Annotated in this window: 13 protein-coding genes; 4 read left to right on the plus strand and 9 right to left on the minus strand. The window is 32.7% G+C overall.

Annotated features, from left to right (window positions below; genetic code table 11):
- Window positions 1-53 precede the first annotated feature (53 nt).
- From porZ to RH81_RS08805, 3 genes are read left to right on the plus strand one after another with little or no spacing between them, the layout of a single operon-like run.
- Entirely contained in the window at window positions 54-2444 is a 2391-nt protein-coding gene (porZ, locus tag RH81_RS08795) for a type IX secretion system anionic LPS delivery protein PorZ (protein ID WP_033959776.1), read from the plus strand.
- An 18-nt stretch (window positions 2445-2462) separates the two neighbouring features.
- On the plus strand, window positions 2463-3182 hold the full coding sequence (gene recO, locus RH81_RS08800) for a DNA repair protein RecO (RefSeq protein ID WP_033959777.1): 720 nt from the start codon (window positions 2463-2465) through the stop codon (window positions 3180-3182).
- A gap of 17 nt (window positions 3183-3199) precedes the next feature.
- Window positions 3200-5614, plus strand: coding sequence for a TonB-dependent receptor plug domain-containing protein (locus RH81_RS08805; RefSeq protein WP_033959778.1), 2415 nt, complete (start codon window positions 3200-3202; stop codon window positions 5612-5614).
- Between the two features lie 54 nt (window positions 5615-5668).
- Here RH81_RS08805 and RH81_RS08810 read toward each other — a convergent pair whose 3' ends face one another.
- Window positions 5669-10339 carry a lamin tail domain-containing protein gene (locus RH81_RS08810; protein ID WP_033959779.1) on the minus strand — a complete coding sequence of 1557 codons (4671 nt, stop codon included), beginning with the start codon at window positions 10337-10339 and terminating at the stop codon, window positions 5669-5671.
- 113 nt (window positions 10340-10452) lie between these two features.
- On the opposite strand from RH81_RS08810, the gene RH81_RS08815 reads away from it, so the two are divergent.
- The gene (locus RH81_RS08815; protein ID WP_033959780.1) at window positions 10453-10926 is read left to right on the plus strand and encodes a regulatory protein RecX; all 474 of its coding nucleotides are present in this window, start codon (window positions 10453-10455) and stop codon (window positions 10924-10926) included.
- Between the two features lie 49 nt (window positions 10927-10975).
- Here RH81_RS08815 and RH81_RS08820 read toward each other — a convergent pair whose 3' ends face one another.
- The 8 genes from RH81_RS08820 to RH81_RS08855 form a co-directional block, all read right to left on the minus strand.
- Complete coding sequence (locus RH81_RS08820; RefSeq protein WP_033959781.1) at window positions 10976-11467, minus strand: DUF6646 family protein; 492 nt, start codon at window positions 11465-11467, stop codon at window positions 10976-10978.
- Between the two features lie 62 nt (window positions 11468-11529).
- The gene (locus RH81_RS08825) at window positions 11530-12393 is read right to left on the minus strand and encodes a cupin-like domain-containing protein (RefSeq protein WP_033959782.1); all 864 of its coding nucleotides are present in this window, start codon (window positions 12391-12393) and stop codon (window positions 11530-11532) included.
- A gap of 103 nt (window positions 12394-12496) precedes the next feature.
- On the minus strand, window positions 12497-12814 hold the full coding sequence (locus tag RH81_RS08830) for a DUF3784 domain-containing protein (protein WP_277619913.1): 318 nt from the start codon (window positions 12812-12814) through the stop codon (window positions 12497-12499).
- A gap of 2 nt (window positions 12815-12816) precedes the next feature.
- Window positions 12817-13911 carry a biotin synthase BioB gene (bioB, locus tag RH81_RS08835; RefSeq protein WP_033959783.1) on the minus strand — a complete coding sequence of 365 codons (1095 nt, stop codon included), beginning with the start codon at window positions 13909-13911 and terminating at the stop codon, window positions 12817-12819.
- Window positions 13912-13985: 74 nt separating this feature from the next.
- On the minus strand, window positions 13986-15128 hold the full coding sequence (locus RH81_RS08840; protein WP_033959785.1) for a beta-ketoacyl synthase N-terminal-like domain-containing protein: 1143 nt from the start codon (window positions 15126-15128) through the stop codon (window positions 13986-13988).
- Between the two features lie 24 nt (window positions 15129-15152).
- Window positions 15153-16418 (minus strand): adenosylmethionine--8-amino-7-oxononanoate transaminase, encoded by a 1266-nt coding sequence (gene bioA / locus RH81_RS08845; RefSeq protein ID WP_033959786.1) that lies wholly within the window; start codon window positions 16416-16418, stop codon window positions 15153-15155.
- Complete coding sequence (gene bioD / locus RH81_RS08850; RefSeq protein WP_033959787.1) at window positions 16415-17023, minus strand: dethiobiotin synthase; 609 nt, start codon at window positions 17021-17023, stop codon at window positions 16415-16417. The genes bioA and bioD overlap by 4 nt, the downstream gene beginning before the upstream one ends.
- The gene (locus RH81_RS08855) at window positions 17023-17400 is read right to left on the minus strand and encodes a putative signal transducing protein (RefSeq protein ID WP_033959788.1); all 378 of its coding nucleotides are present in this window, start codon (window positions 17398-17400) and stop codon (window positions 17023-17025) included. Before RH81_RS08855 ends, bioD begins: the two co-directional genes overlap by 1 nt.
- Between the last annotated feature and the right edge of the window lie 8 nt (window positions 17401-17408).

Genomic DNA, 17408 nt, shown 5'->3' on the forward strand with positions numbered 1-17408 from the left:
TATGATTATTTAAATTAAATCGTTACTTATAAATATATTTGATTTTTATTTTTATGAAACGAATACTTATAACTTTAGTTACTTTTTCTTGTTCATTATTTGTTAATGCACAAGACTTTTCAAGTTTATGGGAAGGACACTTTTCTTATCTTAATATTATAGACTTTTCAAGTAGTGAGGACGTTTTATATGCTGCCTCTGAGAATGCCGTTTTTACATTCGATTATGACACCAATGAAATCAATAAAATAAGCACGATTGAAGGATTGTCAGGTGGTAAAATATCTAGCGTATATTACAGTGATATTAATGATATATTGGTTATCGGTTACGATACAGGTTTGATAGATATTGTTTTAAGCGATAATGAAGTATTAACTATAATAGATATTTTAAATAAGGTAACTATACCACCAGACAAGAAAAACATCAATCACTTTTATGAAAACCAAGGGCTGCTTTATATCTCTACAAATTATGGAATATCGGTTTATGATCTGGAGCGATTAGAATTTGGAGACACTTATTTTATTGGTAATGGAGGTTCTCAAATAATAATTAACCAAACAACTGTTTATGATGGTTTTCTTTATGCAGCATGTAGTAATGGTAATGGAATAAAAAAAGCAGATTTGTTAAATCCTAATCTTATTGATTTCAATCAATGGGAAACCATTAGATCAGGAAATTTCAAATTCATTGAAAACGTTGATGATAAAATATTTGCTATAGGATTTAATAGAGCTATTGTAGATGTACTTGTAAATCCGTTTATTCCGATATTTCAATACCCTTTATTACCTGCAGACATGAGAAATAATGGGTCAAACCTAATAATTACTACTGCAAATACAGTTTATATTTATGACGGATTATTTAATTTAACCAATACAATTGATAATGATCCTGACTTAGGGATTCAGTTCACAGCAGGCTTAACAAATAACCAAAATGAAATATTTATTGGGACTTCAGGTATCGTTAATGATGGAAAACCAGGACGAGGAGTGATAAAGACATCATTTATCAACACAGATACATTTGAAGAGATATATCCAGATGGTCCACTAAGTAATAATGTGTTTGCCATTAAAACACCTCCAAACGAAATTTGGACTGTTTTCGGTGGGTACTCTAGAACTTTTAATCCTGATGAAGGTATAAGAAAAACAGGAATCAGTCACTATAAAAATGAAGAGTGGATAAATACACCTTACGATACAATTGCGGAAACCATTACTAATCCAGTTTTTTTATCGCATATAGCAGTAAATCCATTTAATTCTAATCAAGTTTTCATTAGCTCGTATGGGTCTGGACTAATTGAAATAAATGATGATGTTCCTACCATACTTTATAACCAAGACAACAGCACTATTACACCTTTCACAGGTAATGCTCATTTTAATACAGCTCTTACTTTTGACCAAAACGGTGTGTTATGGTTGATGAATGGACGTAATCAAAGACCATTAAATAGGTTTGAAAATGGCCAGTGGACTTCTTACGATTTTACATCAATAATTCCAGTACCTCCTTTTAGTAGTAATATAGGCTATTCATCTATAGTTACTGATAATCAAAATAATAAATTCATAGGGTCATTTTCTTTTGGAGTAGTAGGCTTCAATGAAAATGGAGGAAGTGACCTATTAAGTTTTGCAGATGGTGAAGTGAACAATTTCCCTTCACCTTATGTTAAATCTTTAGCTCTCGATAACAATGGTCAACTTTGGATTGGAACAGAAAAAGGGTTAAGAATATTATTTAATCCATCCAATTTTTTTACTGACCCATTTGTCAATAATATAGTTATTTTAGAAGAAGGTATTCCTAAAGAATTGCTTTCAAATCAATTAGTAACATCTATTGCTGTTGATGGTTCAAATAACAAATGGGTAGGTACTTCAGATTCTGGATTATTTTATTTTTCACCAGACGGACAAGAAACAATTTTTCATTTTACTCCAGAGAATTCACCATTACCAACGAATAATATAAACGACATATCTATTGACCCAACAACAGGAAGAGTTTATATTGCTACACCTTATGGATTACTATCATTTTCTTCAGGAGGAACAAAACCTGAAGAAACTCTAGAAGAAGCCTATGTATACCCAAATCCTGTTCGACCAGAATATAATATTCTTGGATCAAATAATCTAAATGATATAAATAACGGAGTAAAAATCTCCAACCTAACAGAGAATGTAAATATAAAAATAACAGATATAGAAGGTAATCTTGTTGCAGAAGCACAATCTAGAGTAAATCAAAGATCATCAAGTGCTAATTATAATTTTGCAATAGATGGAGGAACAGCGATTTGGAATGGTAAAAATCTAGGGAATAATGTGGTAGCTAGTGGAGTTTACCTCATTTTTATTTCTGATTTAGACTCTTTTGAAACTAAAATATTAAAACTACTTATTGTAAGATAATTATATTGCATATCTATTATGCTCAACAAAAACAAAGCTATTGTTATTTCTAAAATAAGATATCGTGATAATGATCTTATTGCCAAATGTTTTACAAAACAAAAAGGTCTTGTTTCATATTTGATTCGTGGTGCATTAAAAAATAATAAAGGAAAATCTAAAGCAGTCTATTTTCAATTATTATCACAGCTCCAAATTGAAGAGAATTTCAAAGCTAATCAATCACTTCAATATATTAAAGAAGTCAAAATTGACTATATATATAGGAGTGTTCATACAAATGTTTTTAAGAGTTCTATCGCCATGTTTTTGGCAGAAATACTATCTACAGTTTTAATTGAAGAGGAGCAAAACCTCCAACTTTATGAATATCTAGAAGTCACATTTAAATGGCTCGATTATCAAGATGAATTTTCTAATTTTCATCTATTATTTTTACTGAATCTAACCCAGTATCTTGGCTTTTATCCTGAAAACACAAATAGTGATGCGCTTTATTTTAACCTTTCAAATGGATTATTTGAAAATCAAAAATCAAACGTATATTCTGTTTCAGGTGAGAATTTAATGCTTCTAAAAAGGTTGTTAGGCATAAAGTTTGATGAGTTAAAAACAATCAAGATAAGTTCGAAACAAAGACAATCATTTTTAACCATGTTATTGTTATATTTTGAATTACATTTGGGCAGTTTTAAAAAACCAAAATCTCTACAAGTATTTAACCAAGTATTCAATTAGAAATATCTTTGCTTTTTATGAAGTTAATTAATGCACTAGTTATTTGTTTATGCGCTGTTATTAGCGCTCATGCTCAGGACATTAAAGTGCTTGATCAAGAGACACAAATACCAGTAGTTGGAGTTACTATCTATAATTCTAAAAAGGATAAATCAGCTATTACCGATATTGATGGTAAAGCTAATTTAGATCAATTTGACACGAATGAAACGGTTTATTTTCAAAATATACTTTATGTAAAATATGGGGCTAAAAAGTCGGCAATAATAAAAAACAATAACGTTGTTTTTTTAGTGCCAAAAATAGAAGGTTTAGATCAAGTGGTGATTTCTGCATCAAAGTTCGAACAAAGCAAGCGCGATATTCCTCAAACTATAGTTAATATTAATTCTGCAGACATTCAGTTTGCAAATCCACAAACCAGTGCGGATTTACTTGAAGGTACTGGGAACGTATATATTCAAAAAAGTCAATTAGGAGGAGGTAGTCCAATTATTAGAGGTTTTTCTACCAATCGACTATTAATAACTGTTGATGGTGTTAGAATGAATAATGCCATATTTAGAAGTGGAAATTCACAGAGCGTTATATCTATTGATCCTTTTACTATTCAAAATACAGAAATTACCTTAGGTGCAGGTTCTGTTGTTTATGGAAGTGATGCAATAGGAGGTGTTATGAGTTTTTATACTCAAAAACCGCAATTGTCTTATAAAGACTCCTTGTACTTTAATGCGAATGCTGTTGCAAGATATGCTACAGCTAATAAAGAAAAAACAGGTCATTTAGACTTTAACTTCGGATTAAAAAAATGGGCCTTTTTAAGTAGTATAAGTTATACCGATTTTGATGATTTGAGAATGGGTAAACATGGTCCTGACGAGTATTTAAGACCAGAATATGTAGAAACGGTAAATGGTGAAGATGTTATTGTTCAAAATGATAACCCTAGAATTCAAGTGCCAACCGGTTATGATCAAATTAATTTCCTTCAAAAAGTACGATATGAACCTAAAGAAAATATAAGTTTTGATTTAGGATTGTACTATACAACAACATCATCGTATTCAAGATATGATAGATTACTTAGATACAGAGATGATGAATTACGTTCTGCTGAATGGAATTATGGACCACAACGTTGGTTTATGGGTAATTTTCAAGTGACAAAGCTAAGTAGTAGTTCTAATCTGTATGATAAAATTCAGGCCACAGTTGCATACCAAAACTTTCAGGAGAGTAGATTTGATCGTGATTTTCAATCTAGTTTAAGAAGCATTCGGGAAGAGGCTGTAGATTCATATTCTTTTAACCTTGATTTAGAAAAAGACATAAGTGATAAAAGCACTGTTTTTTATGGTTTGGAATATGTTTATAATAAAGTGAAGTCAGTTGGGTTTACAGAAAACATTACTACAAATGAAAGTGCTTCAACAGTCTCAAGATATCCAAATGGCTCTGACTGGCAATCTATTGCTGCTTATGCAAGCTTTAAATACAAGCCTAATCCTAAGTTTGTATTTCAATCAGGCTTGAGATATAATTATGTTCTAGCTAATGCTGATTTTACTGAAAACAATGTGTTTTTAAATCTCCCTTTTGATAGTTCAAAAATTGATACTGGAGCCTTAACTGGTACTGCCGGAATAAGTTGGATTCCAAATGAAATGATACAATGGAAATTTAATGCTTCAACAGCATTTAGAGCGCCCAATATTGACGACATTGGTAAAGTTTTTGATTCTGAACCAGGCTCTGTTGTTGTGCCTAATCAAAACTTAAAAGCGGAATATGCGTATGGAGCAGAACTTGGTCTAAAACTTAATTTTGATAATGTGTGTATTGTTGATATGGCCACTTATTATACGTTTTTAGATAATGCATTAGTACGAAGTGACTTTACATTAAATGGTGATTCTCAAATAATATATGATGGCGAGTTAAGTGACGTTCAAGCTATACAGAATGCATCCAAAGAGCGAATCTATGGTTTTGAAGCCGGAATTCAATTTAAATTTTCTAACAACTTGAAACTTGTATCTCAATACAATGTAATTGGAGGTGTTCAAGAAAATAATGGATTAGAGCTTCCGGTAAGACATGTTGCGCCAAACTTTGGTAACACACATGTTGTTTGGCAGAAAAATAAACTTCAGATTGATGCGTTTTTAGAATATAATGACGAATTATCATTTGATCAATTAGCACCATCAGAGCAGTCTAAAGAATTTATTTATGCTTTAGACAGTAATGGAAATCCATATTCGCCTTCATGGTATACTCTAAATTTAAGAACGCAATATCAAATATCTAAATCGACTACTATTACAGCTGCTTTAGAAAATATAACTGACCAACGATACCTAACATATTCTTCTGGTATTACTGCTCCAGGAAGAAACCTAATCGTGTCTTTAAAGTACAGTTTGTGATACAAAAAAGACCTCAAACAGAGTGGAAGCCTTTACAAGTGTTTTTTATAAAAATCAGTTACGTTTAATAGCGCGTTTAGTTATCGTTTGACCATTAGATAAGGTTACTTTAGCTATATATGCTGTCTGACTTAAATTATTTAACTCAAATGTTTCAGTTGAATTATTACCTTGAAGGCTATAAAGTGTTCTTCCTAAAAGATCAATAATCTCAATAGTGTTAATTGTCAAATTGTTACCAACTGAAAATTTCACACTACCGCTTTGTAATTCAATAATAGATAGCTCGTTTGGACTAATTTCATTTTCTCCAATTGATAAAGCATCTTCCGTTTGGAAAATAATTTCAAATCGATCTGAGAAATTCCCATCTTCCGTTGTAAATGTATAATCAGAATTAGTTAAACTATGTACTGTATTTAGAAGATTATCCCTTAAATATACAGTAACATCGTTTAGGATGCCTTCGGTTTCATATAGAGAAATAGTTAAACCTCCTAAAATTCCAGAGTCATAACCTAATGGAATAACATCCTCTATAGTAAATGGTGGTCTTCCTTGAATACCATATTTATATAAGTTTGTTGCATCTTTTGAATAAAAGTCAATATAATTAGAGCCTTCTAAGCGAATACCATCATAAAGCCTATCTTTTCCTAATGTTCCATCTTCCATATATCCAATTAATATTTGGCTGAATGCACCATCGGAATTAGTCATATTGATCCACATTCTATCTTTTTCGGTATCAGTAGAAGAGGTAGATTGAGTAGATGAATTGGATTCCGAATTTCTAAAGAAGTCAGAATTGATGTGATTTCTGTTACGCATAGCATTCGTAAATTCCACTGTACCGGCAGTTATAGCATCAATAAAAAAGCCTTGTCCGGAAGCGATATAACCGGTTGGGATACTACTAACTATAGTTCCAGTTGAAGCTGATCCAACACCTGTACCAACACCACCAACAAGATTATACATGGCATAATCATTAGAATTAAAATTGTAAGCGTCAGGGCCAGGATTAGAAATTGAAATATCATCTTCATGCGTCCATAGATATACTGTGCCACTTAAATTGATATTATGAACAATAAATTCATCAGCATAAATTGCAGAAGGATATGGATTACCTAAAAGATTCCAGTCATCAGTTGTATCGGCAGCATTTTGACTTAATGCGACAGTAACAGGAATAATACCTGTATTTAACCTTCCATTAAATGTGATGCTACGAAAATGTGAACCTGAACCATCACTCATTGCTGCATATCCAATACCACTTGACATAGATGAATAATGCTGAGTCCAAGAATTTTGATCGTCATCAAAGCTATCTGCATTTAAATCCGAGAATTGAGACGTGTCAAAGCTATATATTCTATTTGTATGGAATCCAGTTAGGACTGTTTGGGCAGCAGTGGCAGAAACAGAATAATCTACAGGAGAAGACCAATACGTATAATCGTAAGTTTCCATTTCTGTAGTGGTTTTGTGAACGTTTGTAGTACCATTATTAGTGACAGTCCCAGCATCATCAACCATTACTAAAGAACCTTCAGTTTCAATGTCTAATATTCCATTTACGATGAGATCATAATTTACTTCTACATAGTTGTTATTTCTAATATTTAAAGTGCCAGAAGCTATAGTAAGCCTACATGCGCTAAAACTACCATAGGTTACTGTGTCATAACTATTGTTTAGGATTGCAATTGTATAAATATCAGGTGTACCATTGTCCCATGTGTTAGATACTGTCCAAGTTGTTGTTGGAATATTTAGCTTTGCTGCACTAGAGGCAATACCACAGGCACCATCTTCTGTGACTAAACAATAAAATTGATAACCATCATATGACTCAAATGGACCAGTTAAAGTTAAAGTGTCTGTATTGATACCAGATATAAGACTAAGTAAAGGAAATGCAGCTCCAGTAACAACTTCCCAATCTAAATCAGTATCATTACCTTCATTGTAATACCATTGGTATGTTAATGCGTTACTACCATCATTTGGAGATGCTTGGACTTCAAATTCGGCAGAATCACCACATTCTGTAAAATCAACTGGGCCTACAATGGTTGGTCTATCTATAACTTGAACATAGTTAAAATCCCCTAAATTACCTGTAGTTTCTGAATTAGTATGCGTCCAATCTGTAGGTGTTGTGCTTGGACCAGATGTAGTAACACTTCTTGTTGCTGTATAACCAACAATGTTATTTGGAACGATGTAGACATCGATCAAGGTCGTTGCATTATATAGATGTAATATATCATCTCCATTAATGCCAGCAAAACCAATAACAGTTGTGAAGTCAAAATCTGGGGTAACTATATTTGCATCAGTACTGATTCTACCAAATATAACCTCGCCATCATCTATAGAAGCTTGTGAAGTTGGAAAATAATAATCTGTATAAAAATCATCTGCAAGATCTTGAGCGTTACCATAACGTCTGATGTAATAACTCGATAAATCAATAGTGTTACCAGTACCATTATATACTTCAATATATCCTAAACTAAATCCATCTTGATCATAAACTTCAGACATAATCAATTCTGTAAGACCACAATTTGAATTATTAGAAGTTAAAATAAAATCTAAGGAGATTGTAAAACAAGATCCTTCAGTAATAGTAAAAGGTCCTGAATTCGTGATATTTGGTATTTTAACTACAAGTTCTGTTGCAGTTGCTGAAATAACCGTAGCTGGTAAACCTCCAATACTTACTATTGAAGCTGCTGAAAAACCATTCCCAGTAATAGTAACTTCTGTTCCAACAGGTCCATCTAAAGGCGCAAAACTTGAGACGCTAATTGTAAGGGATGAACACACACCTGTGCCTTTTATATTGAACTCATAAGGATCTTCATAAGAGTCGGGGTCATCAGAATCAATTGAGACAACAGCCGTTCGGTCACCTGTTCCTGAAGGATTAAAAGTGACATCAAACGTTTCAAATGAACTAACTGCAACTGTAGCTGGAATATTAGACACTGTAAAATCACCTAGATTTGCTCCTGAAAGTGTAATAGAATTAATGTTCAATACCTCAGCTCCAGTATTTTGAATTCTATAGGATTTTGTTTGAGGAGTAACACTGCCAATTGCTGTTGCAATAAAAAGGGTATTATTAAATCCAACAGGAATATTAGACCCATTACCAGCGATATCTGGAAATGTCCCAACATTACCTTCTACATTAATATCTGGAAATAAGCATGAAGGTGTCAATGTGTTAATTCTTGGAGAACCACCATTAATAACACCTTGCCAGTTAGCAACCGTGTCTGAATTGTCAAGTGTAGCATCAACAACATGAAATGAACTTCCCAAACCATCAGTATCAGCATTATCAAAATCATCATAAAAAACTGAGTCTATGGGAATGCTCGTTGGAGATTCTAAAGTAATAGTGGCTTGAGTATTTGGTAAGACGTTTGTATTGCCAATTGGATTTGAATAATCTGGAGGGAAAATACATTCAGGAGCAGGAGATGTGACTAAATGACCTAAAATAATTGTAATACAACTATTTGCAAGAATGGAAGTACTTGAAGGAAATGTAAAACGAGGTGTCCCATTGACATCTATTACATAATTACTAACATCTTGAGCTGTACCATTGAGGTTACATATTTCTATCCATTCATAATCATCACTACCTGGAGTGTTATACATGATTTCAGTAATTACCACATCAGCAACTGGGGCAGTAACTTCACCACTAACATTAATAGTTGGAGTACTACTAAGCCCAGTAGTACCATTAGTGATATTTAAAGTTGTACTATAGGGATTGACCAATAAACCAGATATTAACCGTGTGAAAATTGTTGTAGTGCCGTTTAAAGTTCCAGCTGGTACATTTACAGCGCTACCATAACCACCAACTGCAGTTAATGATACTTCAAAATTTGTAGAATTAGAAGTAATAGTTGTGGTACTTGCTACATCTAATAAGTCACCAGTAATATCAAAATTATCGACAGCTGGTCCAGCTCCTAAAGCATAATCTAAATTTGTTACGTTTGTAGTAGATGCTGTAATTGTTGGAGTTGGAGTAATAAAAACACCCCAAATTTCAATGTTGTCAATGGCAATATCTTCATCACCATCATTTAAGCCGTTAAATTCTATTTGTAAATCTAGGTCTGCACCAGTGCCAGAAATATTTGCAGTAAACTGAGTAAAAGTATCCGTTAAAACGGTACTATTACCACTTCCATTGAAATTTGTATCTAATCGAGGTTCTGTATTTGTTCCACCACCAGTAGCTTCTATCCATAAAATATTTTGAGAGGCAGCAGAATCAACTGAACCTGTTATGTGCATATAAGAATTCCCATCCCAATCTTGGTTACCACCTTCATCATCTTCAGCAATATGAATTCGTAACTGTAAACTACTATAATTAGTGATGTCAATGTTATTAAAATTTAGAGTTAGATTACTTGGGCCTCCATCTCCATTCGTATCATGAACAGCAAAAAAATAGGTGCCTTGCTGGTTAATAAAAACCATTTGAGATCCATCAATGTTTGTAGTTCCATCTGTTCTAACAAAGTAATCCTCAAATCCATCAGTGAATTCAGAAACGCTAGTTGTGTATCCACCTGCAGTTTCAAATGTAAGTTCATCAATTTTTGTTTGTCCATGAGAAGACAAAATCGCACATAAGAATGTAATTACGATAAGGGCGTAATTTATTTTCATAGGGATAATCAATTAATTACCATAAAGGCAAGCTAGCAAATTTAAGCAAAAATAGTTAAAAATGAGCGGTTTAAGTCAAGATATTTATTAACAAAATGTTATATTTTTGTGATATGATTCTCAAAAAAACATATACAGTAGATGAAGCAAAAAAACGATTGGAGCATTATTGTGCATACCAAGAACGTTGCCATAAAGAGGTTAATCAAAAATTGTACGAGATGAAGATAATTCCTGAGGCAAGAGATCGAATTATCGTTCATTTACTTCAACATAATTTTTTAAATGAAGAACGTTACGCCAAAGCTTTTGTTCGTGGAAAATTCAGAATAAAAAAATGGGGAAAACAAAGATTACAGTTAGAATTGAAACGAAAAGATATTAACAAAACAATTATTACAATAGCTCTAAAAGAAATTGATACTGACGAATATTTCAATACATTTAATGAACTAGCTGAAAAAAGGTTGGGAATGATAAAAGAAACTAATTCTCAAAAAAAGCGAAAAAAATTAGCAGATTACTTGTTTTACAGAGGCTGGGAAAGTCATTTGGTTTACGATAAGATTCGTGAATTAATTCCATAAAAAAAGCACCTATTATTAAAAGGTGCTTTTTGCATTTTGAGTTTTCTTCTTACAAGCTGAAAGTAGCTCCAATATTGACTGTGAATTGGTTATGAATGTAATAACTAACTTCTGATTTGTCATTACTATACTTTGCTAAAGGGAAATTCGCTTCAGTAAAGACTCCAAAACCATCAGAAAAGAAATAACGTGCTCCTATATGACCACCAAAGTTTTTTAAACTAAGACTTAGTCCAGGATAAACGTCAAAATTTTCATCAACATTAATCACGTTACCTAAATTAGCATTAAATCTCGCTTTTAAATCAAAACGGTCACCAAAATCAGCATCTAATCGACTGTCAACACCTAAGGCATAGGTTGAAGACACTCCTACAGAAATGTTTTCTCCTAAACCATAATCGTAGCTTACATTAATACCCGTAGCTTCATCTTGAAAGTTTGCACCAATTTGAAATTTTTGATCTCCTTTTCCTTTAAATGCTTGTGCATTTACTAAAGAGATCGATACTAATGCGATAATAAAAAATAATTTTTTCATAGTTTTTGTCTAAAAATTGAGTTTGCAAATATATACAAGTTTTTAATACTGAAGTGTTTCTACTAAAAACTCTTATTTGTTCTAGAAATAGCTTGTTCGTTTTTCCAGTCTATCCATTTTTGGCCTTTGATTTTTCTCATTAGATTATCAAAATGACGCATGAATAGAACATTGTAAACTGCCTTTCCTAAATTTTTTGGACGCCTTGCAATAGCACGTAAACTCATTGAAAAACCTGGAGTTAAGTATTTCATATAATGCCAATAACCTTCAGGCATATATAATACTTCGCCATGATTTAATTTACACTGCCATCCTTTAGCATGTTTTAGTGCTGGCCACTTCGTGAAATCTGGATTTAAAAAATCGATATCTTCTCTTGTGATTAAGGAGTGTGGAATTTTATATAAATAGTCATTTTGCTTTTGATCAAACAAAACACACAATTTTTCTCCCTCAAAATGAAAATGAAAGATGTTAGCAAAATCTATGTCATAATGCATAAACGTGTGTGAATTTTGACCACCAAAAAACAGCATTGGCAGGCTCTTCATTAGTTTTAAACCAAAATCCGGATATTTAAAATCATGTTGTAATTGAGGAATTTCCTTTAAGATATTCCAAAGAAATATACGATACTTTGTCGGTTCATTTTTGAGAAGATCAACGTATTCACTCATTTTCATTTGAGCATGTGGATCGTTAAAACCGTCCTTATAATCAACATGTCTGTCATCATATAAAGGCACAGTTTTGTCACCAGCAATTTCTTTTATATAGTCAAGACTCCATTTATTGTAAGCGGGCCAATCTTCAATATAACGTTCGATTACCACAGGTTTTTGTGGTTTAAGATAGTTTGTTATAAATTCCTCTTTGGAGATGTTTTTCACACGAGGAATGTCTTGAAGATTCAGTGTTGACATCAGAAAATGATAATGTTCAAAGTTAAGAAAACGTTACGAAACGAAATAAATTGTTTGTTAAAGTTTAGTTTTCCAATAATGAAATTGATTAGTTTTAAATTGGTTAATTGTCTTTTTTAATTTTGTATTTGCGCGAATTTGAAACAATCAATAGGTAAGGTAAACCAATTATAAGTGCTCCGAAAAGCACATAAGTTTCAATTTCAGGGTATTCAGTCCATTTGGAAATGAGATAACCTAAAATCATAATAAAAGACATTCCAAACATTGTATTTCTAAAGACGCTAGCTATTCCGTCAATGTCATATTGCTTCTGTTCTTTTTCTGACATAGTATTATAACCTGCTATCAAAAAATACATCTTACCATATTTTATTGCTATACCTAGTATGATAAGGATAATGGAGACAACAATTATCATAATTACTTAAGAGCTTTCGCTTTTTGCTTTGCATCTAAATTACGTTCAATAGTATGCTCTGGTCTCGACCATTTTGGTTTTTCACCTAATGGTTCATATTGAGAATCTTTAGCTTCTACTGTTTCTGGTTGCATTTTTTTAATGAATGGTTTTTGTGGATTTAAACCTAGAAGTTTAAACATTTCCATGTCTTCATTTACATCAGGATTTGGTGTTGTTAGTAGTTTGTCACCAGCAAAAATAGAATTTGCTCCAGCAAAGAAACACATAGCTTGACCTTCTCTAGTCATTTCAGTTCTTCCAGCACTAAGTCGTACTTGAGTTTCTGGCATCACTATTCTTGTTGTGGCAACCATTCTTACCATATCCCAAATAGAAACTGGTTTTTCTTCTTCTAAAGGTGTGCCTTCAACTGCCACTAAAGCATTGATTGGAACTGACTCTGGTTGTGGGTTTAAAGTTGAAAGAGCTACTAACATTCCAGCTCTATCTTCAATTTTTTCTCCCATGCCAATAATACCACCAGAGCAAACCGTTACGTTGGTTTTACGAACATTATCAATAGTCTCTAAACGGTCTTCATAACCACGTGTGGAAATAACTTCTTTATAATATTCTTCGGAAGAATCTAAGTTGTGATTATAAGCATATAAACCAGCTTCGGCAAGACGCTGTGCCTGGTTTTCGGTAATCATGCCTAAAGTACAGCATACTTCCATGTCTAGTTTATTGATGGTTCTTACCATTTCTAAAACTTGATCAAATTCTTCACCATCTTTTACATTTCTCCATGCGGCTCCCATACAAACTCGAGAACTTCCTGAAGATTTTGCTCTTAAGGCTTGAGCTTTCACATGTTGAACTGTCATAAGATCATTACCTTCAATATCTGTGTGATACCTTGCAGCTTGCGGGCAATAACCACAGTCTTCAGGACAACCACCAGTTTTAATTGACAATAATGTTGATACCTGAACTGTATTGGGATCATGATGCTTACGATGTAAGGTTGCAGCATCATATAATAGTTCCATTAAAGGGGTATTGTATATCTCTAGAATTTCTTCTTTAGTCCAATTGTGTCGTGTTTCGCTCATAGGTCAAAAATAAAATATTAAATAAAGATATTATATAAACTAGGTTTTAAATATGAATTGTTTTTTAACAATTTTTACTTAGATAGAATTATGCTCACAGCATTTCCTCCAAATCCAACTGCATTTACCATGACTTTGTTTATTTGTTTAGGAACTTTTGCTTCTAAATACGGAATTGCAATAAATTCTTGATGTTGTATCATTAGTATAGCCATTTCAATATTTGACATACCAGAAGCTCCTAGACTATGACCAATTTTCCATTTGTTATTTGTAAGCGCAGGCATATTAGTCTTAAAAACGGATTTAACCGCATTTATTTCAGCTTGATCTCCTTTTATCGTTCCAGGAGTATGTGTGACTATAATATCGATGTCTTTTGGTTTTAATTTTCCTAAAGCCATAGTCATAGAACGCTGAAAACAAATAGCATTTGTAGATAGAGAAGCATTATGTTCTAAAATTTCAGTAGCATAACCGATACCAATTATTTTCGCTAACGCATTTGGTTGTTCTCCAGATTCTAAACACGCCATTGCTGCTCCTTCACCTAGAATCATGGAGTTTTCAGTTTTGTTGAGGTTTAGTGACTGATTTGGATATTTGGTTTTTGTTGCTTGAGCATAAATTTTTAAGGCTTGCATTTGTGCAATAGTAAATGTAGTAAGAGGCGCTTCACTTCCTCCAACTAGAAATTTATCACACATTCCAGAGTTAATCCAAGCAATACCATTAAGCATAGCATGCAAGGCAGAAGAACAGGTTATAGAATGAGATATTTCTGGTCCTTTAGTTTGTAAATCATGAGCGACCCAAGAAGAGATGTTTCCTAAAGTGGTTGTAGGAGAGGTTAAGGTTTCTGCTTTATTGTTTTCAAGAAATTTTTTGTGGTATTGTTCAAAAAGTGCTGTTGCTCCTCTTGAAGATCCAATATTTATTCCGAAGTTGTCCGAAGTATCCCAATTTGCGTTTTTAACGGCTTGTCTAGAGCTGTAAATTGCATAAAGAACAGATTCGTCGAGTCTTTTATATTTTGTATTAGATTGTCTTAAATGATCAATTTCGTTTTTTAATTCGGAAGACATTTTTGCAACCCAATTTCCATCTTTATTTGTGAAAAAGTGTTGATCATTTTTATAGTTATTCCATATGTCTTCAGGAGTTTTACCTAAAGGAGAAATAGAAGAAATAGATGTTATTGAAATGGGTTTTTGCAAGTGTCTAGTTTTATAATTGCAAAGCTAAACTATTTCTAAAGCATCTTCAATAACTTGATACACCTTTTGTAATTGTTCTTCTGAAATAACATAAGGTGCTTGAATATAAATTGTGTTTCCTAAGGGTCTTAAGAATATTCCATTTTTCATAAAGAACTGAAAGAGTTTGTCGCGCAAATCGCCATAGCGTTCCATTTCGATATTTAAATCTAAAGCGAAAATAATTCCGGTTTGACGAATTGAAGCTACTTTGGGATGGTTTTTAATATGTTCACCAAACTGTTGATGAGAAGTAATAATTCGTTTTATGCAATCTTGAATGTCATCAGAATTCAGTAATTCAATTCCGGCTAAAGCAGCAGTACAAGATAATGGATTTGCAGAATAGGTATGACCATGGAACAATCCTTTACTCATATCATCACTATAAAAAGCATCATAGATATTTTGGGAACAACTTGTAATTGCCATTGGCAACAAACCTCCAGTTAAGGCTTTACTTAAACAGATGATATCTGGTTTGTTTTCTATATGATCGGAAGCAAAAGATCTTCCGGTTTTACCAAACCCTGTCATTACTTCATCGGCAACTGTTATGATCTGATGTATTTTACAGAAGTTCAATATTTCATTTAAACCTTCCGCATTATGCATTTTCATAGCAGCAGCTCCTTGCACTAAGGGTTCGTATACAAAACCTGCAATTTCATGTTTAGAGACTAATTCTTCTAGTTGGTTTAAAATAATGTCATGATTCTCTCCACTAGGTGTTGGAATGCGTTTAACCTCCAAAAAGAAATCTTCAAAAGGACCATTATAAATTGATAATCCTGAAACACTCATTGCTCCAAAGGTATCACCATGAAAACTATCTTCGAAAGCAATTAATACTTTGCGTTTTTCACCACGATTGAAATGATATTGTAATGCCATCTTAATACCAATTTCCACAGAAGTAGAGCCATTGTCACTAAAAAAGAGTTTGTTTTGATTTTCTGGAAGTATATCAATTAAAGCTTCTGAAAGCTTAACGGCTGGCTCATGCGTAAACCCACTAAAAACAACTTGATCTAAAACTTGCATTTGACTAGAAACCTTCTGGGTTATATATGGATTACAATGTCCATACATACATGTATACCAAGACGCAATTGCATCAATATATTCATTACCATCTTCGTCAAATAGAATACATCCTTTCGCTTTAGTGATTGCAATTGTTTCAGGATGCAATTTGTGTTGCGTTAATGGATGCCAAATGTGTTTTTTATCTCTTTGTTTTAAGCTCATAGATTATCTCTAAATTCTTCTGCGTATGCTTTCACCACATTTTTGTCAAAATAAGGTTCTTCTTCAATGCGACCAATCACGTTTACAGTAGTCATTTTTATTATGATATCTTCTGTTGTTTTATGTTCAATACCACTGAAAATAACAGATACATCAAACCCTTTGTCCTTTAGTAAATTTATAGTTAAAAGTGAATGGTTAATACTTCCTAAATAATGTCTTGAAACCACAACAACCTTATAATTTGGTTTGATTAGATCTAAAATTGTATTATTTTCATTTATAGGAACTAATAATCCTCCAGCACCTTCAATTACTAAATCGTTCTTAGTCTTAGGTGGTTTTATATGTTTAAGTTCTATAGAAACACCTTCCACATCTGCTGCAGCATGCGGACTCATGGGAGTTTTTAAAGTGTAACTGTTTTTGTGAAATTTTGATAGTTTATTTGATATTAGTTGTTGAACCTTTTTAGTGTCGCAATGTTCTAATTCACCTGCTTGAATAGGTTTCCAGTAATCTGCTTCGAGAGCTTCAGTAACAATAGCAGAAGCCACAGTTTTCCCAACATCAGTTCCTATACCTGTAATGAAATATGTGCTCATTAAAAAATGGTTTTACAATCGTTACAAATGTGTTTTGTCTTTTCAAAAAAAGGGAAGAGCATATAAAACAAATTCTTCCGTTCTAAAGGTGCTATCAAAGTATGATTAGAATTGCACGATGGACAATGAATAGCATTTCCGTCGTCATCTAGTTCATATGGTCTTATATCATTAAAAATTTTTAATGCATTTTCAAAATCATTATTCAATACTAAAAGTTTCACTCCTCCAATGGCTTGACTTATTAAAGGGTCAGAATCTACAGTTTTTTCATCCAATAACATGACCGAAATCCCTTCGTCTTCAAGTTTAGATTTTGTGATTTGAGCTTCTGTCGAATAAGGAAACGTAGTAAGAATTGTATAATTATCTATCATAAAGATGA

Origin of the sequence: Psychroserpens jangbogonensis (genome assembly GCF_000797465.1) — a bacterium.
In the GTDB taxonomy this organism is placed as follows: Bacteria; Bacteroidota; Bacteroidia; order Flavobacteriales; family Flavobacteriaceae; genus Psychroserpens; species Psychroserpens jangbogonensis.

Bases quoted from the DNA above. Each gene is read 5' to 3' on its own strand.
- RH81_RS08810 (WP_033959779.1), bottom strand. From the start codon at position 10,339: ATGAAAATAAATTACGCCCTTATCGTAATTACATTCTTATGTGCGATT.
- bioA (WP_033959786.1), bottom strand. From the start codon at position 16,418: ATGAGCTTAAAACAAAGAGATAAAAAACACATTTGGCATCCATTAACG.
- bioB (WP_033959783.1), bottom strand. From the start codon at position 13,911: ATGAGCGAAACACGACACAATTGGACTAAAGAAGAAATTCTAGAGATA.
- recO (WP_033959777.1), top strand. From the start codon at position 2,463: ATGCTCAACAAAAACAAAGCTATTGTTATTTCTAAAATAAGATATCGT.
- RH81_RS08855 (WP_033959788.1), bottom strand. From the start codon at position 17,400: ATGATAGATAATTATACAATTCTTACTACGTTTCCTTATTCGACAGAA.
- RH81_RS08830 (WP_277619913.1), bottom strand. From the start codon at position 12,814: ATGATAATTGTTGTCTCCATTATCCTTATCATACTAGGTATAGCAATA.
- porZ (WP_033959776.1), top strand. From the start codon at position 54: ATGAAACGAATACTTATAACTTTAGTTACTTTTTCTTGTTCATTATTT.
- RH81_RS08805 (WP_033959778.1), top strand. From the start codon at position 3,200: ATGAAGTTAATTAATGCACTAGTTATTTGTTTATGCGCTGTTATTAGC.
- RH81_RS08820 (WP_033959781.1), bottom strand. From the start codon at position 11,467: ATGAAAAAATTATTTTTTATTATCGCATTAGTATCGATCTCTTTAGTA.
- RH81_RS08825 (WP_033959782.1), bottom strand. From the start codon at position 12,393: ATGTCAACACTGAATCTTCAAGACATTCCTCGTGTGAAAAACATCTCC.
- RH81_RS08815 (WP_033959780.1), top strand. From the start codon at position 10,453: ATGATTCTCAAAAAAACATATACAGTAGATGAAGCAAAAAAACGATTG.
- bioD (WP_033959787.1), bottom strand. From the start codon at position 17,023: ATGAGCACATATTTCATTACAGGTATAGGAACTGATGTTGGGAAAACT.